At 68.6% G+C, this 17392-nt stretch carries 11 protein-coding genes; 3 read left to right on the plus strand and 8 right to left on the minus strand.

From position 1 onward, the window contains the following. Positions 1 to 250: 250 nt before the first annotated feature. A complete protein-coding gene (locus tag ACV22Z_RS26505) occupies positions 251 to 1927 on the minus strand; it encodes an alkaline phosphatase family protein (RefSeq protein ID WP_448079236.1) in 1677 nt (558 codons plus the stop codon). A 330-nt stretch (positions 1928 to 2257) separates the two neighbouring features. On the opposite strand from ACV22Z_RS26505, the gene ACV22Z_RS26510 reads away from it, so the two are divergent. Next, a complete protein-coding gene (locus ACV22Z_RS26510) occupies positions 2258 to 2476 on the plus strand; it encodes a hypothetical protein (protein ID WP_448079237.1) in 219 nt (72 codons plus the stop codon). Between the two features lie 64 nt (positions 2477 to 2540). On the opposite strand, the gene ACV22Z_RS26515 is transcribed toward ACV22Z_RS26510, so the two are convergent. From ACV22Z_RS26515 to ACV22Z_RS26525, 3 genes are all read right to left on the minus strand, one after another. Beyond that, positions 2541 to 6362 carry a DUF748 domain-containing protein gene (locus tag ACV22Z_RS26515; RefSeq protein ID WP_448079238.1) on the minus strand — a complete coding sequence of 1274 codons (3822 nt, stop codon included), beginning with the start codon at positions 6360 to 6362 and terminating at the stop codon, positions 2541 to 2543. Between the two features lie 146 nt (positions 6363 to 6508). Further along, entirely contained in the window at positions 6509 to 7942 is a 1434-nt protein-coding gene (locus ACV22Z_RS26520; RefSeq protein WP_448079239.1) for a DUF1254 domain-containing protein, read from the minus strand. Positions 7943 to 8427: 485 nt separating this feature from the next. Next, positions 8428 to 8715 carry a DUF1330 domain-containing protein gene (locus tag ACV22Z_RS26525; protein WP_448079240.1) on the minus strand — a complete coding sequence of 96 codons (288 nt, stop codon included), beginning with the start codon at positions 8713 to 8715 and terminating at the stop codon, positions 8428 to 8430. 338 nt (positions 8716 to 9053) lie between these two features. Here ACV22Z_RS26525 and ACV22Z_RS26530 point away from each other — a divergent pair, with 338 nt between their 5' ends. Beyond that, positions 9054 to 11639, plus strand: coding sequence for a heavy metal translocating P-type ATPase (locus ACV22Z_RS26530; RefSeq protein ID WP_448079241.1), 2586 nt, complete (start codon positions 9054 to 9056; stop codon positions 11637 to 11639). Between the two features lie 67 nt (positions 11640 to 11706). Here ACV22Z_RS26530 and ACV22Z_RS26535 read toward each other — a convergent pair whose 3' ends face one another. The 3 genes from ACV22Z_RS26535 to ACV22Z_RS26545 form a co-directional block, all read right to left on the minus strand. Beyond that, the gene (locus ACV22Z_RS26535; RefSeq protein WP_448079242.1) at positions 11707 to 12186 is read right to left on the minus strand and encodes a GNAT family N-acetyltransferase; all 480 of its coding nucleotides are present in this window, start codon (positions 12184 to 12186) and stop codon (positions 11707 to 11709) included. 131 nt (positions 12187 to 12317) lie between these two features. After that, positions 12318 to 12473, minus strand: a complete 156-nt coding sequence (locus tag ACV22Z_RS26540; RefSeq protein WP_448079243.1) for a hypothetical protein — start codon at positions 12471 to 12473, stop codon at positions 12318 to 12320. Between the two features lie 176 nt (positions 12474 to 12649). After that, positions 12650 to 13948 carry a flagellar hook-length control protein FliK gene (locus tag ACV22Z_RS26545; protein ID WP_448079244.1) on the minus strand — a complete coding sequence of 433 codons (1299 nt, stop codon included), beginning with the start codon at positions 13946 to 13948 and terminating at the stop codon, positions 12650 to 12652. 716 nt (positions 13949 to 14664) lie between these two features. Between ACV22Z_RS26545 and ACV22Z_RS26550 the strand changes: the two genes are divergently transcribed. Next, complete coding sequence (locus ACV22Z_RS26550) at positions 14665 to 15774, plus strand: AGE family epimerase/isomerase (RefSeq protein ID WP_448079245.1); 1110 nt, start codon at positions 14665 to 14667, stop codon at positions 15772 to 15774. Here ACV22Z_RS26550 and ACV22Z_RS26555 read toward each other — a convergent pair. Beyond that, positions 15747 to 17366: a methyl-accepting chemotaxis protein gene (locus ACV22Z_RS26555; protein ID WP_448079246.1), complete on the minus strand. Its 1620-nt coding sequence runs from the start codon at positions 17364 to 17366 to the stop codon at positions 15747 to 15749. The genes ACV22Z_RS26550 and ACV22Z_RS26555 overlap by 28 nt on opposite strands. Positions 17367 to 17392: the final 26 nt, after the last annotated feature.

Here is a 17392-nt window from a genome sequence, read left to right on the forward strand (position 1 = left end):
TATGGCGCTGCGCTCCGTCGAAATCAAGCGCGTGCAGCGCCATCGTTCCCGTTCACCCGTTCGTCAAAATAAAAACGGCCCTCGCGTCGCACGAGGGCCGCATCGAAGCGCCGGAGAAAATGGATGCTGGACGAATGCGCGAACGGGTGAGCCGGTCCGGCATCGCCATGCGAAAAGAAACGCGGCGCCGTCGACCGCCCGGCGCCGCGCAATGCGCCTGCCGCGCGCGGGCGGCAGGCGGCTTTCCCGGTCAGTGATCGATGCCGAGCGCCGGCAGCACATGCGTGTGCTCGGCGACGACCGCATGCAGCAGGTCCGGATTGGCGCCGAGCAGGCCGAGGATCGTCGGCGCAACCTGCTTGGTGCCGACATAGTCGTTGACCGAGCGCGCGCGATGGATGCCCGGGTACGACACGAGCAGGCCGAGGTGGTTGTCATCCGGCGCGTTGCCGCCGTGCTCCTCGTCCTTCTTCGTGCTCGACGTATAGATCACGCCCGGGTTCGGCTGCACGATGATGTCCGGCGTGCGGCCGTTCGCCGGATCGCCGAAGCGCTCGGCCAGCGCCGAGCCGTACAGGATGTACGCCTGCGGGCCGTCCGCGCAGATCCCCGTCGCGGTGCAGCCGAGGTTCGCCTTCAGCGTCGTGACGACGGCCGTGCGCTGGCTGCGATCGCGCAGCCAGATCAGGCCGACGTCGTCGGTCTGCACGAAGCCGGTGCCCGCGAAGCCCTCACCATCGTTCAGGCCGTTCACATTGTTGTTCTGGCCGAAGTTGCCGTTCTGGTCGAGGTAGTTGTTCGATTCGAGCAGCGCCGTCAGCGTGTCGCCGTTCTTCACGAGCTTCGTGTGATCGGTCGGCGACTGGCCATGCTTCGCCGTGACGATCACGGCCGTCGAGCTATACAGGTTGCGCTGCTTCAGTTCGTTGACGATCCGGCCGATCGAGTTGTCGATATACGTGATCGCGTTCGCGACCTGGCCGTTCGGCGTGAAGCTCGCATCCATGTAGCCGCCGCCCTTCACGACCGGCGCCTTCTGCGCGACGCTCAGCGTCTGGAAGTCCGCGCCGAACAGCGTCGGCACCGGCGCGCTCTTGCCGGTCGAATCCAGGCCGTCGATCTGGTTGATCAGCGCCTGCACGTGCAGGTTGTCGAATTGCGCGGTGTGCGAATAAACGTCGGAGTAGTCCGAGTTCGTCACCGGGTCGATCGAGTTGATCTCGGTGCGCATCAGATCGTCGACGCCCGTGCCTGACGGACCGTTCAGCCAGTCGTAGCCCCATGCGTGCTTGTCGGCCCAAGCGGTGTGCGCGTTCGGGATCGCGGCCTTCACGGCCTCGAACACGGTGTTCGTCTTCACGTAGTTGTGCGGATAGACCGGCACGCACTTGCCGCCGACGAGCGCGTTCGGGATCGCCTGCGGATTGAACGCGCCGCCGCCGTTGAGGTGCACGAGCTTGCCGCCGTTCATCGCGTCGATGCCGGTCGTTTCGTCGAACACGACGTTCCAGCCCTGCTTGCCCGAGCAGGTCGTGTCCGACGGCGCGTACAGGTTGCGGTCATACGACACGTCATAGAACAGGCCGGCCGTCTTCGGCGAGCCGCCCGTCACGAGCGCCGCGAGGCCCGGAAACGAATCCGACAGGCCCGGCGTGTGCGCGTTCGTGTACGTCACGCCGTTTTGCGCGAGCGTCGCCACGTTCGGGCACGTGTTCGCGCCGATGCAGCGTGCGAGGTCCTGCTCGTGCAGGCCGTCGATGCTGAGCAGCAGCACGTGCTTCACGACACGGCGGCCATGCTCATCGTGGTTTCCTTGATTGCCCTGATTCCCCGCGCCCTGCTGCGCGTAGACACCTGCGCTCGCGAGCGCCAGCGCGCCCGCCACCACCATTGCCATCTTCCGCTGCTTACCGAAGAACGAAATCATCACCCCACCTCACCGATTGACGTTGAACTGCACGGCCTGCAAACAGGCGCGTCAATATCGCCGAGCTGTGCGGCGATCCGATGAAGCGAGGCTTTCTGTTTTCTGTCAAACGTAACCAATCGCAAGTGACATGAGACGGTCGCAATGCGATGGTCGCAGCGCGGCCTGTCTTGTGTGCGGTAGCGCACCGAACGGGGGCATACGCGGCATTCGCGCACACGCATGCGCACGCAACGGCTGCGCCGACGTGCGGCATTCATCGTTTTTTTTCGGCTAGGCGCTCGACTATTGGCGTGCGATAAAGGGTTTTCCCTGACCCGGAGCACGAGAATGTCGACCCTGGAAGCCTTCCGGTTCGTGCTGGACGACGCACGCACGCCTGAAATCATCCGCCATCACGTCGTCGACGCGTTGCAGTACGCGCTGCGCAATTACGGCCAGGTCTTTACGGCCAAGGAAGTGGAATGGCTGACGCAATGGGACGATCCGCGCCTGCCGCTCGCGGCGAGGAAGGAGCTGGAGAAGCGCGAGCCCGTGCCCGCGCGCTGAACGTTCCGCTGCCGCGCCCGAACGGACGCGGCAGCGGACGTGGAAGTGGAAGGGCTGCGCGGGATTACTTCAGGCCGAAGTCGACGCGCGTCGTCGCGCCTTTGTCCTCGATGCCCTTCGCGTCGAGCTTCGGCGCGACGATGAACATCCGGCTCGAATCGATCTTCCCGTCGAGATACTCACGCACCGACTGCGCACGATCCTGCGCGAGCGCGCGCAGGCTGCCTTCGTCCACCGGCGCGTGGTCGGCCAGCGCCTTCTTCATGTCGTCGTCCGGCAGCGTCTTCTGCAGGCCGACGATGTTGCGCGGCTTCTTGAAGTCGGCAGCCTTGTACGCGCGCGTCAGGTACGTGTGGTATTCGGCCGGCTCGACTTTCACCGAGCGCGGATCGATGCTCTCGCCCTGCCCGACGACGTCCTTCAGCTTCTGCTGCCGGACGAGCCGGTCGACGTATGCGTCGCGCAGCCCCGGCGTGTCCTTGTCCGGATCGACGCGGCCGATCAGGTCGAGGCGGATCGACGACTTCTCGGTCAGCATCTTCACGACCGTGTCGAGCTTCTTCTGCTGCGCGTCGCTCAGGTCGGACGAGCCCGGCGCGAACTCGACGTAGCCGAGCTCCTCGCCGCCGCTGCCGAACGCGTGCGCGAGCAGCGTGAACGGCGACGTCACCGCCTTCGCGACCAGGTTCAGCACCGCGCGCCAGATCAGTCCGCCGATGCTGAACTCCGGATTCGACAGCGAACCCGACACCGGCAGGTTCACGTCGATCTCGCCGCGCGAGTTCTTCAGCAGCGAGATCGCGAGCTTCACCGGCAGCTTCGTCGCCGTGTCGTTCTCCACATGGTCGCCGAACGTCAGCTGGTCGATGAAGATGTGGTTGTTCGCCGACAGCTGGTCGTTCGCGAGCTGGTAATGCAGGTCGACGTTGAGCTTGCCCTTCGTGATCGGGTAGCCCGCGTACTTCGCCGAATACGGCGTCAGGTTGGTCAGCTCGATGTCGTGCGCGGCCGCGGTCAGGTCGAGCGCCGGCTTCTCGATCAGCGGATTGACCGTGCCCTTGATCGAGATCGGCCCGTTGCCCGCGAGGTTCGCGGTCACGTCGACCGGCGCGGACGTGGTCGAATCCGTGCCGAACGCACCGACCGTGCCCTTGATCGCGACGAGGTTCGCCGTGTAGTTCGGCTTGATGAAGTTGTCCGTGTAGTTCACGCGGCCGTTCTGCAGCACGAGTTCGCCGAAATGCAGCCGCACCGGGTTCTGCGGCGGCTGCGCGGCCTTGACGATCGCCGGCGCCGATGCGGCGGCCGGCGCGGAAGCCTGCTGGGCGGCCTGCGCGGTCTGCGCAGCGGCCGGCGCCGACGCCCCCTGCGGCGACAGCGGCACCGGCTCGCCCTTGCTCGTGTCGTGCGTCAGCGACTGCGCGGGGCCGGTTTCCTTCGCGACGATGTCCTTCAGGTTCAGCCGTCCTTGCGAGTCGAGCAGCACGCGGCCGTAGAAGTTCGAGAACGTCACGCGCGCGGCGTCGACGTCGGTGCCCTTCTCGTCGTAGGTCGCCTTCAGGTTCGACAGCGCGAGCGAGCCCCATCCCGCGAACGGGCCGGACGTCACCTTGTCGAGCATCCGCACATCGACGAGCGCCGCGTCGCCGCGATACGACGCGCGCATCGCGTCCTTCGCCTGCGCGAACGTCAGGTTGCCGTTCGCATTGAGCAGCGCGCTCGCGATCGTCGCGTTCAGCGCGCTGCCGAAATACGGCTCGAACGCGGCAGCGTCGAGACGGTTGCCGTTGATCTTCAGGCCGAGCTTCAGCGGCTGCGCGGTAACGTCGCCGGACACGTTCAGCGAGCCCTTGCGGTTCAGCGTCGCCTGCAGCTTCACCGGCAGCGGCTTCGTCAGGTCGTCGCTGATCTTCTCCACCGACAGCTGCAGCGGCTTGATCGCGAGCTTCACCGGACGCGGCGTCGACAGGTCCGTGTAGTTCGCCGTCGCATCCTTCACGTTCAGCGCGTCGATCTGGTAGTGCCACGACGGCGCGGCGGCCTCGGCCTTGCGCGCGACCGTGCGCTCAGGCAGCGCCTTCTGCGCGGGGCTCGCGAGCGCTGCGAGATCGATCTGGCCGTCCTTCAGGCGCTTCACGTCGAGCGCGAGCCCGCTCACGTCGACACTCGCGACCTGCGCGGTGCGCGCGGCGAGATCGACCTTCGCGATCTTCGCCTGCGCGTCGGGCAGCACGATCGCGGGCGCCTTCGCGTCCGGCGTCGCGATCTTCAGCGACTTCAGGCGGACCTCGCTGTCGGCGACCTGCGCGTCGAGCGGCGTCTTGCCCCAGTCGGCCTTCGCGTTGACCGTCGCGCCGAGCGTGCCGTCGAGCACGCGCGCGCGCGTTGCTTCGCCGAGGTACGGCTGCAGCGCGGGCAGCGCGAGCGCATCGACCGTCAGCTTCGCGTCGGCCTGCTTCTCCGCCACGCTGAACGCGCCTTCAGCCTTCACGTCGCCGCCGCGCGACAGCGTCGTCGACAGCGTGTACTTCGCCGGCGTCTTGCCCTGCAGCGTCAAGCCGTCGAGCGTCACCGCCAGTTGCGTGAGCGACATCGTGGTCGGCGTCGCGGGCACGCGGTCGTCGATGTTGACCGTGCCGCCGTCGATCGCGAAGTGGCGGATCGTCAGGTCGAGCGGCTGCGCTTTCGCTTCGGCCACCGCGCCGGCCTTCGCTTCGGCCGCTGTGCCGGCCTTTGCTTCGCTCGCCGCTTCCGGCACGGCCACGCCCGACGCCGCGGGTGCACCCGGCGCGGCCTTCGGTTCCGCCGATGTCTTCGGCGCCGGCTGCGCGGCGAGCTTCTCGACGTTCAGCACGCCCTGCCGGTCGCGCGCGAGATCGACGACCGGCTGGTCGAGGCGGATCTCGTCGAAGTGCATGACATTGCGCAGCGGCTCGAGGCTGACCGCCGCGACGTGCACGCCGCGCGCGGCGAACAGCGGCTCGGACGTCGCGCTCGTCACCTTTGCGTCATTCAGATCGACGGTGCCGGACACGCGCAGCGCCGGTTCCGCGCCGCTCATCACGAAGTTGACCGTCAGGTTGCTGCTGAGCAGGCCGCTCTGCACCGCGACCGGCAGCTTCGCCGGCACGTACGACATCAGCTTCGGCACGTCGAGCCGGTCGAGCTTCAGCTCGATTTCCGATTCGCGCGACTGCGCGAACGGCTTCGTCTTGCCATCGAGCGAGAGCGGGCTGCCGTCGAAGCGCGCGCGCAGCTTCGGCTCGACGAAGATGTCGGTCTTCGACGGCAGCGTCGCGATGTATGGAATCCCGAGCGTCCAGTTGTCGACGACGTGCTTCTCGTTCAGCAGGCGATCGTCGAAGTCGATCCGGCCGTCGTTGATCTGGATGTTCGAAACGGAGAAATAGGTCGGCTTGCTTTCCGGCTTCGACGGCTTCGAGAACTTCTCGATCAAGTCGGTGAAGTTGAAACGCTGTGCGTCGTAGCGCAAGATGTGAAAGCGCGGCGCATCGAGGCGGATCTCGTTGACGATCGGCGCGCCGCGAAACAGCGACGTCCACGACGGTCGCACGACGAGCTTGCCGATGTCGATGAAGTCGCCCTGCCCGCCGCGCTCGCCGAGACGGATGCCGTCGGCTTCGAGGTTCAGCGTGTACGGATTCAGCGCGATGCGCTGGATCGTCGCCGGGCGGTCGAGCTGCTGGCTCAGCTGCTGTTCCGCGATGTGGCGGATCAGCGGCGGCGCGGCAAAGAACCCGAGCAGTCCGAATAAAACGAGGAAGATCAGTACGCCGAGGCCGATGCGCCGGGTCCGGCGCGCGCGCATGACGCCGCCGAGGGCGCGAAGGGTCGAGTTTACGGTTTCTTTGTCTTGGCTTGCCATGCTCGATTGCCTGGGAACGACGGCCGGGCGAACGGGAAACCGGTTCGCTCGGGCCGACTATCCCGAAAGTATAGGCTGAGGGAATGACGGAACGCTGATCGGGCGCCGCCGCGTTCGCCCGTCGGACAGCCGCGGCGGCGGCGGGTTCACTTCCGCACGACGACGGGCGGCATCCACGTGCCGTCGCTCGCCTGCGGCTTCGGCGCGTACAGCCGCAACGCGAGCGCGAAGTCCGCGCGCGGGGCCGGCAGCCAGTTCGCCGCATGCGCGCCGCCCGGCGACACGGCCGACACGACGACGTCAAGCGAGCCGTCGCGGTTGCGCCGCAGCCGGTCGCGGTCGCCGAGCGAGCGGCGCGCGGCGCCGACGTCCGGCAATGCGCCGTCCGTCGTGTACGGCGTGAGCGTCCAGAACGCGCGCACCGGCGGCAGCGCGTCCGGCGCGAAATGCAGCGTGTAGCGATTCGCGCCGTTCAGCGGATGGCCGTCGCTGTCGACGCGCACGACCGCGAGCGTCTCGTCGTCGCGCGTCGCGGTGCCGAACTGCGTATAGGCCGCATACGCGCGCAGCGCGTAATCCTGGCCGTACTGGCCGGCCGTATCGCCGATCCAGCTCCAGCCGTTCGCGTTCAGCACGTTCGGCGGCGGCGCCGCGAGCCGCGCCCGCGCTTCGGCGACGCCGGCCGTCGCGGCCATGAGGCGATCGCCCGTCCACAGCACGGGGTAGCCTGCCGACACGCCGACGTCGTCGAGCAGCTGCTGCGCATGCGCGTCGTCGGCGGGCGCCGGGTTGTCCTGCAGCGCCTGCGCGAAGCGCGTGAAATACGCTTTCGGGGCGAGCGCGGCAACCTGCTCGGCCGGCGTGCCGCCGCTTGCCGCCTCGGCGGGCCCGCTGCCGGCGTGGACCGCGACCGACGCGCCGCGCGCGGCGCCCGTATAGACCGACAGCGGCACCATGCGGATCCCGCGCTGCAGTTTCTTGACGACGGTGAGATCGCGGCCGCCGCTCGTCTGCAGGCGCACCTCGAGCCATGCGTTGCGCGACGGCACGTCGATCCGCATCACGCCCTTCGGCAGCGTGCCCTGCCAGTCCTTCGCGGCGAAGGCAATCGTTTGCGGCCGCGCGCCGCCGCGCGGGCCTTGCGCAACCGCGCTCGACGACCACAGCACGTTGGTCCACATGTCGAGCGCGCGGGCGTCCCAGTAGCGGCCGCGGGTATCCGGCAGCGTCACGAGCACCGGCTCGGCGCCGACGTCGAGCCAGCCGGTCGAGTCGAGCGTATCGACGCCCGGCAGCGGCGGATTGAGCGCGCCGACGGGCGGCAGCGCCTGCGCGTGGCGCAGCGTGTTGAGCGGTGCCTGGCCCGGTTGCGCGCCGTCACCGCCGGTGGCGGCTTCCTTCGCGACGTCCATCAGCACGAGCGGATACGCATAGATATAGGAGTCGGCCACTTCGGCGCGCATCCAGCCGGTCTTGCGCTGGATCGCGTCCGGTTGGGCGGCGCATCCGGCCAGGAGCACCGCAATGGCGAGCGGCGCGCACGCGCGCCGCAGGGAGACAGTTCCTCGTCGGTTTTTCATTATTGATAGCTGGCCGTATGTCATTCTTTAAAAATCAATGCCTTGCGCAACTCGCACGCTGCAGAACCAAGGCTAGTCAAGGTCAATCAAGGCTGCCCCAGCCGGCCCAGGCTGCAGTTCCACTGCAGTGGGCACTGACATCAGGGCGGTATCATAGCGCCTCGGGACTATCCCCAATATGCCGAATAGCTGTTTGCGAAGGCGGTGCGATGCGGATCTGACGAAGATCGGAAATCTCTTGGGTGAATGACACTTGCCCCGGCGACGTACGCTGCGAACGCTGCCTTCGGAGCTTTGGCTTCCCACTATGCGTCGCGCAATTCCGCCCAGTCCAAATAATGGAACTCGGACAGTTTTGTCGGCCTGTCTGGTCCGGGTTCGGGCTCGTCGGACGTGAAAACGCCCGGCTTTCTCTGACGGGGCCGGGCGTTTGCTCATTCTTCTCATTCATGATCCAGGCCCGCCGCGCGCGGGCCGAGCTTCGATCACACCCCTTCGACCAGCACCGCGCGATAGCGCGCGCCCTTGAAGCGATGCTGGACGACGGCCTGATATTCGGGGCCGTGATACCACGCGTGCGCCGCCTCCTTCGACGGAAACTCGACGATCACGACACCCTCGGGACCTTCGCCCTCGAGCGTCTCCTGCGGGCCATACGCGGCGAGCACCTTTACAGGATGGGCGGCGAGCGTCGCGCCGACATCCCTGAAGTAGGTGTCGAGTTCATTCTGATCCTGCGTGCTTTCACGAGTGAAGACAATGTAAGTCGCCATGCTTGCGCTCCTGATGCGGTTCGAGGTTAGGCCGGCGTTTCGCGTGAGCGCCGGGCCGCGTACGGTTGCACCGGAAGCTTACAGGGGTTCGTTGAAGAGTGTCGCCGCCCTGGCCAGCGCGAGCCCGGCCGGCTTCGGCTTGTCGTACAGGTCGTAGTGCGACCAGCCCTCGACCACCAGCAGTTCCTTTTTCTTCGACGCGACACGGCCATGGATTTCCGGGCCATCCTATGTATACAGCGCAGCGTCACATCGTCGCGGCCGCTTGACCTTACCATCATGGGAATGTTGATACTGGCGATGTATGCGGCTCGGACCGCGCTTTTGGAGAACCCGACATGACAGAACCGCTCGCCTCGGTAACGGCCACGCTCGAACTCGATATCGACGGAATGACTTGCGCGTCGTGCGTCACGCGGGTCGAGAAGGCGCTCGCCAAGGTGCCCGGCGTGACGCGCGCGTCCGTCAATCTGGCCACCGAACGGGCGACGGTCGATGCCGACGCCGATGTCACGGCTGCCCGCCTCGTCGAGGCGGTGAAGCAAGCCGGTTACGGTGCAACGCCCGTTATTGATCCGGATACGGCTTCCGGGTCCTCAGCCCCCACTGCGCCTGCCGCATCTGCTTCGTCGGCTTCAGCCACCGCAGCCACCGCAGCCACCGCAGCCACCGCAGCCACCGCAGCCACCAATATTGAACTCGACATCGGCGGCATGACCTGCGCATCGTGCGCCGGCCGTGTCGAAAAGGCGCTCGCCGCCGTCCCTGGCGTCACCCGCGCATCGGTCAATCTCGCGACCGAACGCGCATCGGTGCAGGGCGCCGCCGCTATCGATCCAGCCACATTGGTCGCCGCCGTCACGACCGCCGGCTATCGAGCGTCGCTTGCCGCCGCACCGCAAACGGCCGCCGCTGCCGCTGCTACCGGCGCCGCCGTGCCGTCACCCGGCGAGCGCAAGCGCCGCGAAGCAGTGCGCGAACGCAACCTCGTGATCGCTGCCGCGCTGCTGAGCGCACCGCTCTTCGCGCCGATGTTCGCCGCGCCGTTCGGCGTCGACGCGATGCTGAACGGCTGGGTCCAGCTCGTGCTCGCGTCGATCGTCCAGTTCGGCTTCGGCGCCCGCTTCTATCGCGCGGCGTGGCATGCGGTCAAGGCGCGCGCCGGCAACATGGACCTGCTCGTCGCGCTCGGCACGTCCGCCGCCTACGGCCTGAGCCTGTGGATGCTGCTGCGCGACCCCGCCCATCCGGGCCACCTGTATTTCGAGGCGTCGGCCGTCATCGTCACGCTGGTGCGCTTCGGCAAGTGGCTCGAGGCGCGCGCGAAGCGCCAGACCACCGAGGCGATCCGCGCGCTGAACGCGTTGCGGCCCGACCGTGCGCGGATCGTCGAGCACGGCGTCGAGCGCGACGTGCCGCTTGCGCAGGTGCGCGTCGGCACGACCGTCAGCATCCGGCCCGGCGAACGCGTGCCGGTGGACGGCCGGATCGTCGCGGGCCGTTCGCACATCGACGAATCGCTGATCACCGGCGAAAGCCTGCCCGTCGCGAAGGACGACGGCGATCCGGTGACGGCCGGGTCGATCAACGGCGAAGGCGCGCTCGTCGTCGAAACCACCGCGATCGGCGCGGAGACGACGCTCGCGCGGATCATCCGCCTCGTCGAATCCGCGCAGGCGGAAAAAGCGCCGATCCAGCGGCTCGTCGATCGCGTCAGCGCGGTGTTCGTGCCGGCGATCCTCGGCATCGCGGCGCTGACGCTGATCGGCTGGCTGATTGCCGGCGCGGGCGCGGAGACCGCGATCCTCAACGCGGTCGCGGTGCTCGTGATTGCGTGCCCGTGCGCGCTCGGCCTCGCGACGCCGGCCGCGATCATGGCCGGCACCGGCGTCGCCGCACGCCATGGGGTGTTGATCAAGGACGCGCAGGCGCTGGAACTCGCCCAGCGCGCGACCGTGATCGCATTCGACAAGACCGGCACGCTGACCGAAGGCAAGCCGTCCGTGACCGCGTTCGACGCGATCGGCGTGCCGCGCGACGAAGCGCTCGCGCTCGCGGCAGCGGTGCAGCGTCACAGCGACCACCCGCTCGCGCGCGCCGTCGTCGCCGCGCATCACGCGGACGTCGCAGCGCACGGCGGCGCGACTGCGGCGCCCGTCGCGACCGACGCGCGCGCGGTCGCCGGACGCGGTGTCGAGGCGCGCGTCGACGGCCGGCTGCTGGCACTCGGCAGCACGCGCTGGCGTAACGAGCTGGGCATCGCGGTGCCGCCCGCCATCGACGCGCGCGCGGCCGAACTCGAGCGCGCCGGCAACACGATCTCGTGGCTGATGCGCGCCGACGCGCCGCGCACGCCGATCGCGCTGATCGCATTCGGCGACACCGTGAAGCCGGGCGCCCGCGACGCGATCGCGGCGCTCGCCGCGCGCGGCGTCGCGAGCGCGCTGGTAACGGGCGACAACCGCGGCAGCGCGGCGGCGGTCGCGGCGTCGCTCGGCATCGGCGAGGTGCACGCGCAGGTGCTGCCGGATGACAAGGCGCGCGTCGTCGCGGACCTGAAGCGCGCGCACGGCGGCATCGTCGCGATGGTTGGTGACGGGATCAACGACGCGCCCGCGCTCGCCGCGGCCGACGTCGGCATCGCGATGGCGACCGGCACCGACGTGGCGATGCACACCGCCGGCATCACGCTGATGCGCGGCGATCCGGCCCTCGTCGCCGATGCGATCGACATCTCGAAGCGCACGTACCGCAAGATCCAGCAGAACCTGTTCTGGGCATTCGTCTACAACCTGATCGGCGTGCCGCTGGCGGCACTCGGCTGGCTGGACCCGGTAATCGCGGGCGCGGCGATGGCGTTCTCCAGCGTGAGCGTCGTCACGAACGCGCTGCTGCTGCGGCGCTGGAAAGGACGCGCGCGGTGAGTGGCGGGCCGGCGCGGTACGTTCGCCGGCGCGTTTCGCGCAGGCGGACAGATTCCGGCAGCAAGTGCTAATCCAGGACGACCGGCTTGATCAGCGTCGTCGTGATCGGCACGAAGCCGCACGCGCGATAGAGCGCTCGCGCAGCCGCATTGTGGTTGAACACCGACAGCCCGATTTCGGCGACGCCGTGCCGGCGAGCGTCGGCCTCGAGCGCGTCGAGCACGCGCGTAGCCCAGCCCTGGCGGCGCCGGGCCGGCACGATTTCGAGGTCGTAGATGAACAGGGTGCGATTCGGGCCTTCGGTCACGATCGCGTACCAGAGATCGCCGATCGGATCGCCGCCGGCGTCATCGACGAGCAACACGAGCGTCTGGCCAGTGGTCAGCAGACCGTCCGGCAGCAGCGTGTCGAAGCAGGCCCGGGCGCGCGCAGCCGCTTCGTCAGAGGCGTTCTGCCCGGATGAGACGAGATCGCGCGCGTAGCCGTCGATGGCCCGCATGCGATATGCGCGAAATTCGCCGGCCGTCATCGGCCGCATCTGCAACATGGCGCGGTCGCCAAGTGAGGGAACGAATTTCCAGTGTAGCGGGACGGCCGCGCATGCGCGCAGCGAGGCGGCGGATCAGCGGATCAGCGGATCAGCGGATCAGCGGATCAGCGGATCAGCGGATCAGCGGATCAGCGACGGTACAGGCAAATCGGCACGAGGTGCGACCGGCGCACGCGCTCGGCTTCGGCACGACGTGCGGCGTACGAGTATTCCGCGTCGAGCGGCATGTGCGGCGAAACGAAAAGGTCGTCGATCTTGCGCAGCAGGGTGAGGATGAAGCTCATCTGAGACTCCTGACGGATATGACTAGGGTTTTCCCGTATATGAATGGCATTATAAGGGTTTTCCCTAAGCTCCGCCAGTGCGCCGCAGCACTTTGTCGCAACCGATACCCCAACTACAGCGTAGCAGGGGCCTCGATTGCCGCTCCGGCGCGGCTTATCAGATGGAGGCGGAACGCTTAGCGGCCGCGTCGAACGTGCTTCACGCTCGCCGTCTGGCGGTTCACGCTGCGCGCGAGCCGGTCGACCTGCGCAAGCAGCGCCTCGTTGTGCTGTTCGAGCGTCATCAGCGTCGCCTGCTGGGTCGAGAGATCAGCGACCAGACGGTCGGTCCGCTGCTGCTGCGCGATGGCGTCCCGTTTCAGGCCGGCAATCTGGATCGTCTGCAGCACCAGCGCGACCAGCCCCGCCAGCACGACGACGGCCAGCGCGAGCAACAGGCGGTTCACGCGACGCATTTCGCGATCGGCTGCGCGTGTCAGCGCGGCCGTTTCCGTCTGCAATGCGGCGATGCGGTCCGACAGCGGGCGCACAAGCGCGTCGGGATCGAGCGACGGGGAGGCGCCGGGCGCTGCCGCGGGCGGTTCGGCGCGGTCCGACGACGGTTTCGTGACGAACGCCGCCGCCGATGCAACCGGCTGCGATGCCGACGACGTAGCGGGCGCAGCAGGCTGCTCGGGATCGCCAGCGCCGGCGAGGCCTGGTTCGGCGGACCGGGATTCCGCCCGTGTGCCGGTCGGGTCGATCGATTGGGATACGGCCTTGGCTGCGCTCGGCTGGTCCTCGCCCGACGCTGCTTCGGTCGCTGCTGCGCCGACAGCCGCGACATCTGTCGCCATGGCCGCGATTGGCTCGATTTGGCGCGGCGCGGCCTCGGCCTGAGCGAGTTCGGCCTGAGCGAGTTCGGTCTGAGTGAATTTGGGCTGAGCGAGTTCGGTCCGAGCGGCGTTGGTTTGAGCGAGTTCGATCCGCGCAGCTTCGGTTTGCGCGGCTTCGATCGCCGCCGCCCCGGCCAGCGTCTTCCTTGCCGCGGCATCGACCGCCCCGCCATTGGCCTCGGACCCGCCTGCCGCTTTCTCCGTCATGTGACCGAAGGCATCCACGCCGTCACCTTCCGTCCCGGACAGCACCTCTGCAGTGCCGACTTCAACCGCGACGCTAATCGCACCGGCCTCCCCCGCCGCATCAAAGCCGTCAAGCGTCGCCTGCCCGTCGACGCGCGCGTCGGCGACCGTCACCGCTTCGGCCGCCGCGACGTCCCGCACCGTGCCCGGCACACGTTCGCGGATCTCGATCACCGGCTCGCCGAACAGGTCGAGCGTTCGCTCGTCGCGCTGCGCGTCGGCCGCCTTCACGTCGCCGCCCGGCTGCGCCACCGCGTGCGCGGGCGCACGATCGGCCGCTGCGGCGGCGCGTCGACGGGACTTGGAGGAAGGACGGCTGGAATTGGAACGGGGCGTAGCGACGGATTCGGTCATGGAGATCGGGATGCGGTAGGCCCCGCAACCGCGGGACCAGAACGTCGAACGGAATCAGTGACCGCGCATTGTCGCATGACCGATCGCCGGTTCAACCCCGGACAGGCCATTCCCTTCGTCGAGGCGCGTAATGCTAGGCAGCTAGGTGGCTGGGAGGCTGGGAGGCTGGGAGGCTGAGTGGCTGGGTGGCTGGGTGGCTGGGTGGCTGGGTGGCTTGGCCGCTGGGCCGTTGGGCCGTTGGGCCGTTGGGCCGTTGGGCCGTTGGGCCACTTGGCCGCTTGGCCGCTTGGCCACTTGGCCACTTGGCCACTTGGCGGTTGGGCGGTTGGGCGGTTGGGCGGTTGGGCGGTTGGGCGGTTGGGCGGTTGGGCGGTTGGGCGGTTGGGCGGTTGGGCGGTTGGGCGGTTGGGCGGTTGGGCGGTTGGGCGGTTGGGCGGCTCGGCGGCTCGGCGGCTCGGCGGCTCGGCGGCTCGGCGGCTCGGCGGCTCGGCGGCTCGGCGGCCGGGCGGCCGGGCGCGTGGCCCGGCAGCGCACGCGGCTTGTTGCGGATCGCCCGGCAACCGACGTCAGGATGAGCCGCATCACGCATTCCATGTTGCCGAGCAACGGATTTCTTTCCTTTTTGTGGTGTCGGCCGCGGAATGTTTTATCCTTTGCCCCGGCCGCGCGCATCCGACGCGCGCCGATACGATTCGATTCACGCGCTCAACCCCGTCATGTCCGTCTCCGACTCCGCTTCCGCCCAGGCCGCCCAATTGCGCCACCATTTCGCGCACGTCGTCTTGCCGATCTGGCGGGGTTCCGGGTTCGACCGCGCGATGCAACTGCCGTTCGAAGCCGTCGATCCGGCAACCCACGCGCCACTGCCGGTCGCGCGCTATCGCGCGATGGCGTGCGCGCGCCAGCTGTTCGTGTTCGCGCAGGCAGGCGACGCCGATCATGCGGCGACGCTGTTCGACGCACTGTGCCTGCGCTTTCGCGACGCGCGCCACGGCGGCTGGCACTACAGCATCGACGCGGCCGGCGCGCCGCTCGACACGACGAAGGACCTGTACACGCATGCGTTCGTCGTGTTCGCCTGCGCCGCGCATTACGCGGCATCGGGCGAGCGCGCCGCGCGCACGGTCGCCGAGGAGACCGCCGCGCTGATCCAGGACCGCTTCGCGCCGCAGCGCGGCGACGCGCTGCTCGATGCCGCGCGCCACGCCGATTTCTCGTCATCGGGCAGCGGCCCGCTGCAAAATCCGCTGATGCACCTGACCGAAGCGTGGCTTGCCGCCGCCGACGCGTTCGGCGACACCGCGTTCGACGACGCGCTCGCACGCACTGCGCAAACAGTCGAGCGCACGTTCGTCGACGCGGCGACCGGCTGCGTCGCCGAGCTGCCGCTCGGCGCGGCCGACAACCGCTTCGAGCCGGGGCATCAGTTCGAATGGTTCTATCTGGTCGATGCGGCCGGCGCGCGTGTCGCGCACACGGGGTTGCGCGACGCGCTCGCGCGGGCCTTCGAGTTTGCCGAACGGCACGGCGTCGATGCGCAGACGGGCGGCGTCAGTGCTGCGCTCGACGCGCAGGGCGCGTGCCTCGACGGCACGCAGCGGATCTGGGCACAGACCGAGTATCTGCGCGCGCTCGCGACGCACGGCGGCACGCCGGCGTCCGCGCCGCTCGACACGCAGATCGCGCGCTTCGCCGCGCGCTTCCTGCATCCGCGTGGCTGGTTCGAGTGCAAGACGGCCGACGGGCAGATGTCGCGCGCCGACATGCCGTCGACGACGCCCTACCACCTCGCGACCGCTTACGCGGCGCTGCCCGCCGACGCGTAAGGGTCGGCGGCGAACGACGGCGCCGCGCGTTCGCCACGTTCGCCGCGCGCGTTGCCGAGCTCGAACACCGACACTGCCTGCATCAGGTGCGCAGTCTGGTCGTTCAGCGACGCGGCCGCCGCCGCGACTTCCTCCACGAGCGCCGCGTTCTGCTGGGTCAGCTGGTCCATCTGCGTGACGGCCTGGTTGACCTGCTCGATCCCGACGGCCTGTTCGACCGACGCGGCCGTGATCTCGGCCATCGTCTGCACGACGCGCGAGATCGATGTCGACACCGTCCGCATCGCATCGCCCGCGCGCTCGACGAGTTCCGCGCCGCCGTTGATCTGCGCGACCGAATCCTCGATCAGCGTCTTGATTTCCTTCGCCGACTGCGCGCTGCGCTGCGCGAGCGAACGCACCTCGCCCGCGACGACCGCGAAGCCGCGGCCCTGTTCGCCCGCGCGCGCCGCCTCGACCGCCGCGTTCAGCGCGAGGATGTTGGTCTGGAACGCGATCCCGTCGATCACCGAGATGATTTCCGCGATGCGGCCGGAGCTCTGCGCGATCCCGCGCATTTTCTCGATCACGCTGTCGACGACCCCGCCGCCGTGGCTCGTCGCCTGCAGCGCCTCGTCGGCCAGCACGCTCGCCGCGCGGGCGCTGTCGGTGTTCTGGCGCACGGTCGCGGTCAGCTCCTCCATGCTCGCGGCGGTTTCCTCGAGCGATGCGGCCTGCGTGCCGGTGCGCTCGGACAGGTCGGCGTTGCCGCTCGCGATCTCGCCGGCGCCGAGGTGGATCGCGTCGGACGCTTGGCGCACGGTGCGCACGGTCTCCACGAGGCCCGCCTGCATCGTCGCGAGCCCGCGCAGCATCCGGTCGATCTCGAACACGCCGCCCGCGCGCACGGCCTCGTCGAGCCGGCCCTGCGCGATCCGTTCGAAGTGACGGCCGGCCTCGTCGAGCGGCGCGACGACCGCGCGCCGCGCGGCCGCGTAGATCGCCGCGCTGCTCACGAGCATCGCGGCCAGCAGCACGACGCCGACCCACTTGAACCAGCTCATGCCTGCGTCGATCGTGCCGAGCGCGGCGCGGCTCGACGCGCTGCCGTAGTCGACGAACCGATGCAGTTCGGCGAGGTACGCGTCCTGGATGCCTTGCGTCGGCTGGTCCAGAAACGCCTGGATGTTATCGGCGTCGAGGAACTGCACGAGTTCCGCGAGCGCCGCGTGGAGCGCCTTGTAGCGTTCGGCGAGCGCTGTGATGCGCGCGCGGTTCGCATCGTCGACCGGCTGCGCAGCGCTCAGCGTAGCGAACGCCTTGTCCGCTTCGGCGAGCGAATCGCTCGCGTGGCGGATGATGTCTTCCGGCTTCTGGCCGCCGCGCACCATCCGCGTGCCGGCGCGCGACAGGTTGATGCGCGCGTCGAGCAGGCGCTCGGTCGCCTGGTTCGCGGCACCGACCTGCGCGATCGCGACGCTCGACAGGTCGTCGACGCCGCTGCGCGTCGATGCGAACGACCAGAAGCCGAGCGCTTCGACGGCGAGCAGGAAGAGGCAGAACACGGTCAACACGCCGAGCAGACCCGACGCGAGCTTAATTTTGCTGAACATGGAAATTCCTGGAGAGCGACGATGAG

This window comes from Burkholderia sp. PU8-34, from assembly GCF_053427725.1.

What these genes read in the sequence shown, in the direction of transcription:
- ACV22Z_RS26545 (WP_448079244.1), bottom strand. Translation starts at nt 13,948, where the DNA reads ATGACCGAATCCGTCGCTACGCCCCGTTCCAATTCCAGCCGTCCTTCC.
- ACV22Z_RS26505 (WP_448079236.1), bottom strand. Translation starts at nt 1,927, where the DNA reads ATGATTTCGTTCTTCGGTAAGCAGCGGAAGATGGCAATGGTGGTGGCG.
- ACV22Z_RS26535 (WP_448079242.1), bottom strand. Translation starts at nt 12,186, where the DNA reads ATGTTGCAGATGCGGCCGATGACGGCCGGCGAATTTCGCGCATATCGC.
- ACV22Z_RS26510 (WP_448079237.1), top strand. Translation starts at nt 2,258, where the DNA reads ATGTCGACCCTGGAAGCCTTCCGGTTCGTGCTGGACGACGCACGCACG.
- ACV22Z_RS26550 (WP_448079245.1), top strand. Translation starts at nt 14,665, where the DNA reads ATGTCCGTCTCCGACTCCGCTTCCGCCCAGGCCGCCCAATTGCGCCAC.
- ACV22Z_RS26530 (WP_448079241.1), top strand. Translation starts at nt 9,054, where the DNA reads ATGACAGAACCGCTCGCCTCGGTAACGGCCACGCTCGAACTCGATATC.
- ACV22Z_RS26525 (WP_448079240.1), bottom strand. Translation starts at nt 8,715, where the DNA reads ATGGCGACTTACATTGTCTTCACTCGTGAAAGCACGCAGGATCAGAAT.
- ACV22Z_RS26540 (WP_448079243.1), bottom strand. Translation starts at nt 12,473, where the DNA reads ATGAGCTTCATCCTCACCCTGCTGCGCAAGATCGACGACCTTTTCGTT.
- ACV22Z_RS26520 (WP_448079239.1), bottom strand. Translation starts at nt 7,942, where the DNA reads ATGAAAAACCGACGAGGAACTGTCTCCCTGCGGCGCGCGTGCGCGCCG.
- ACV22Z_RS26515 (WP_448079238.1), bottom strand. Translation starts at nt 6,362, where the DNA reads ATGGCAAGCCAAGACAAAGAAACCGTAAACTCGACCCTTCGCGCCCTC.
- ACV22Z_RS26555 (WP_448079246.1), bottom strand. Translation starts at nt 17,366, where the DNA reads ATGTTCAGCAAAATTAAGCTCGCGTCGGGTCTGCTCGGCGTGTTGACC.